Here is a 3,559-nt window from a genome sequence, read left to right on the forward strand (position 1 = left end):
AATCTGTTTTTTCTTCTCTTCAATCATTTTTCGTCTTTGATCAGTTGTGAGATTTAGATCACCCTTCTTGAGAATAATTTCTGCAATTTCGGCAGGATCTTCAGTTTTGAAAGCATGTAGTAATTTTTCAGCGGCAGGCCTTGTTCCTTTACTTGCATCAGTGTAAATTTCATCAGATACCAAGATTGCTGAAATGTCCTTTTTCTTACCCAAGCGATAATCAAGTGCAGGGTCAGGTTTTACCATTATCTCAAATTTTTCCCCTTCAAAGGAATATCGAACTAGTGTATAATCTGCCATTTCTAAAATAGTTATGAGCATTTGCTATTTATCTATACATAAAACTAGCTAGATTTTTATGTGGACTTTGAAGATTTTGTTCAAGATTTGTCATCCTTAGATGTAGTTAGTAAAGATAATCAAAAGATTGCAGTAAAACTTAGCGGTATTCCATTACAATATGCAAATGCGCTAAGACGTGTATGCCTCAACGGTGTTCCAGTATTTGCCATAGATACAGTAGATATTATTGAAAATTCCTCCGTATTACCAGACGAGGGTTTGGCTCACAGATTAGGACTTATTCCATTAACTACAGATTTGAGTAGATTTAACGAGCCATCAAAATGTGAGTGTCAAAGCGAAACAGGTTGTTCAAACTGTAGAGTAATGCTAGTTTTAGATTCTGGAGATTCAGAGGTCACCAGAACAGTGCTATCAAATGAACTATCCTCAGAAGATGATTCAATTAAACCAACTTCAGATAAAATTCCTCTAGTTCATCTAGCGCCAGGACAGAGAATCAAAGTAGAATGTTATGCAAGACTAGGACGTGGAACAGAGCATGCCAAATGGAATTCTGCAACAGTATCAATGCTTACTGATACAGATAAAGAAGATGTAAAATTACTAACTGTAGAATCAACAGGTGCACTCAAACCTGAACAGATCATTATTTCAGGAGTAGAAGAAGTCAGCAATAGAATAGGTCAATTTAAAGAGATGATTGACCAGATTCAAGAATAATCTAAGCATAGACATTATATTTGGGTTTTAAACCGCATTATTCACATGACTAATCAAGTCGTTATACACATGGCCAAAGATCTAAAAAAGGCATCAGCCAAGAATGATGCACCAATTTGGGCTAAATTAGCAGAATATGCATTAAAGCCATCCATTGCAAGAAGGGATCTAAATTTGAATAGAATTGGTCAACTAACCAAAGAAAACGATGTAGTAGTATTTCCAGGAAAAGTACTTGGAACAGGCAACATATCTCACAAAATTACATTATTCTCATTTTCAATTTCAAATTCTGCAGCAACTAAAATTGTTGAGCAAGGCGGAAAAATAATCACCTATTCAAACTTGATTGAACAAAACCCAACTGGAAAAGGAGTCGTACTACTTGGCTAATGGAAGAATTAACAGACCCACGGGTGCTAAACAGCAAACAGTTGTAAGAACTGATAGACCAATTGTTGTAGATGCAACTGATCATATTGCAGGAAGACTAGCATCAAATGTAGCAAAATTACTAATCCAAGGAAACAGAGTCTCAATAGTCAACTGTGAGAAAATAATGATGAGTGGAACCAGAGGAAATCAGATTAAAGAATATAGAGAGTTTTTAGAAATCAACAGTGTAATCAATCCAAAACATGGACCTGTACACTACAGAAGACCAGATACAGTAATGGCAAAAATGATTCGTCAAATGTTACCATTTGATAGAAAACCATCTGGAAAAGAAGCTCATCAAAGACTAAGAACATACATTGGTTCACCTAAAGAAATCAAATCACTTGAAAAAATTAAATTTGAAAAAGCTATGATTAGAAAGGCCCCATCAAACTATACTGCATTAGGGGAATTATGTAGAATAATAGGGTGGACTGAATGACAACTCCGAAAACTGAAATCTATTTTGCAACAAGAAAGACAGCTAGTGCCCATGTTTACATTACCAAAGGAAAAGGAAAAGTTAGAATAAACAATGTTCCAGTAGAAATGATTCCGCAGGAAACAGCACGTGAAGTAATTTTAGCACCATTAGAAATTTCAGGAGACTTGAGAGACAAAATAGACATTTCTGTTAGAGTTAGAGGCGGAGGTTTTATGGGTCAAGCCAGTGCAATAGCAACTGGAATTTCAAGAGCCTTAACTGGATGGACAAAATCTAAAAAAGAACCAAAAGATCATCCTTTCCCAAAATCAACTAGAGAAGACCTAAGAAAACGAATCACTGATTTTGATAAATACCTAGTCAGTGGAGACGCCAGAAGAAAAGAGCCAAAGAAATTTGGCGGACCTGGTGCAAGAAGAAGAAAGCAGAAATCATACCGTTAGGCTGTGAAAGCTGTAATTCTTGCAGGCGGCAAAGGAACTAGAGGCAAGCCATATACTGAATATTTTCCAAAAGCAATGACCCCAATCAATGGCAAACCCATGATTGACTACATCATAAAATATCTAAGTTCATTTAGTTTTGTAAATGAAATTATCGTTATTTCAGATTTTGAGGGATTGGGAGGGCAAATCAAGAATTATTATCAAAACAAAAAAGGCATTACATTTGTTCAAGACTCACAAAGCGGCACAGGCGGAGATTTGTTGCACATTGCAAACAAACTCAAAAACGAATCAGAGTTTGTATTGTGGTTTGTAGACAACTTGTGTGCGATTGATCTAAAAAAAATGAGAGGTGTTTTCAAAGAGAAAAACAGTTCAGCATGCATTGCAACCAGAAATAAAAGAAAAGAAGAAACAGGATTTGCAAGAGTTGAAAATGGAATCATTAAAGAATTCAAAGAAAAACCAACAATGAAATTACAATTATCAGAATGTCTTGGAATTTACATGCTTGGAAAAGACATCATTAGTAGAATTAAAGCAAAAAAGAAAAAAGAGATCAATTTATCATATGATATTTTACAGCAATTGTCAAAAGAAGGGAAAATTAGTGCGTTTGACATTGGAGAAAGTGAATGGATTGATGCAGAATCGCCAATGATATTAGAAAGAAATGAAAAAACAGTTATGAAAATTATAAAACAGATGGAACGCTAGACTTTTTTTCAAATTCAGCAATCTTGTCTTCGTATTGAAAAGTTTGTGCAATGTCATCTAATCCTTCCAAGAGGATTTTTTTCTTGTAGGAGTCAATCTCAAAAGATATTTCATCAGAAGGAGTTTTAATAATTTGATTTTCCAAATCTACGCTAACCAGTCCTTTTTCTTGGAATAATTTCTCCACTAGTTTTTGGTCTAGAGAAATTGGCAATATTCCATTTTTGAAACAATTACTGAAGAAAATATCTGCAAATGAAGGGGCAATAACTACGGAAAACCCATAGTCAAGCAAGGCCCATACAGCATGTTCACGGCTAGAGCCACAACCAAAATTGTCTCCTGTTATCAGGATTTTTGAATTTTCATATTTTGGATCATTTAGAACAAAATCAGATTTTTTATTCTCGTTCTCGTCATAGCGCCAGTTAAAAAACAAGAATTTTCCAAATCCAGATTTTTGAACTAGTTTTAAGAATTGTTTTGG

At 34.8% G+C, this 3,559-nt stretch carries 6 protein-coding genes and 1 pseudogene; 5 read left to right on the top strand and 2 right to left on the bottom strand.

Annotated features, from left to right (window positions below; translation table 11 throughout):
* Positions 1 to 300, bottom strand: a pseudogene (locus OEW78_RS10195) (ribosome assembly factor SBDS); the annotation flags it as partial.
* 60 nt (positions 301 to 360) lie between these two features.
* On the opposite strand from OEW78_RS10195, the gene OEW78_RS10200 reads away from it, so the two are divergent.
* Genes OEW78_RS10200 through OEW78_RS10220 form a run of 5 tightly spaced genes read left to right on the top strand, consistent with a single transcriptional unit; the run spans position 361 to position 3,072 of the window.
* Positions 361 to 1,026, top strand: a complete 666-nt coding sequence (locus OEW78_RS10200) for a DNA-directed RNA polymerase subunit D (protein ID WP_300327186.1) — start codon at positions 361 to 363, stop codon at positions 1,024 to 1,026.
* 45 nt (positions 1,027 to 1,071) lie between these two features.
* Complete coding sequence (locus OEW78_RS10205) at positions 1,072 to 1,419, top strand: 50S ribosomal protein L18e (protein WP_300327187.1); 348 nt, start codon at positions 1,072 to 1,074, stop codon at positions 1,417 to 1,419.
* The gene (gene rplM / locus OEW78_RS10210) at positions 1,412 to 1,906 is read left to right on the top strand and encodes a 50S ribosomal protein L13 (RefSeq protein WP_300327188.1); all 495 of its coding nucleotides are present in this window, start codon (positions 1,412 to 1,414) and stop codon (positions 1,904 to 1,906) included. The genes OEW78_RS10205 and rplM overlap by 8 nt, the downstream gene beginning before the upstream one ends.
* Complete coding sequence (gene rpsI / locus OEW78_RS10215; protein ID WP_300327189.1) at positions 1,903 to 2,352, top strand: 30S ribosomal protein S9; 450 nt, start codon at positions 1,903 to 1,905, stop codon at positions 2,350 to 2,352. Before rplM ends, rpsI begins: the two co-directional genes overlap by 4 nt.
* A 3-nt stretch (positions 2,353 to 2,355) precedes the next feature.
* Complete coding sequence (locus OEW78_RS10220; protein WP_300327190.1) at positions 2,356 to 3,072, top strand: nucleotidyltransferase family protein; 717 nt, start codon at positions 2,356 to 2,358, stop codon at positions 3,070 to 3,072.
* On the opposite strand, the gene leuD is transcribed toward OEW78_RS10220, so the two are convergent.
* The coding region (gene leuD, locus OEW78_RS10225) for a 3-isopropylmalate dehydratase small subunit (protein ID WP_300327191.1) at positions 3,050 to 3,559 on the bottom strand (510 nt) is incomplete at its 5' end. The genes OEW78_RS10220 and leuD overlap by 23 nt on opposite strands.

It is taken from the genome of Candidatus Nitrosopumilus sp. (assembly GCF_029882185.1).
In the GTDB taxonomy this organism is placed as follows: domain Archaea; phylum Thermoproteota; class Nitrososphaeria; order Nitrososphaerales; family Nitrosopumilaceae; genus Nitrosopumilus.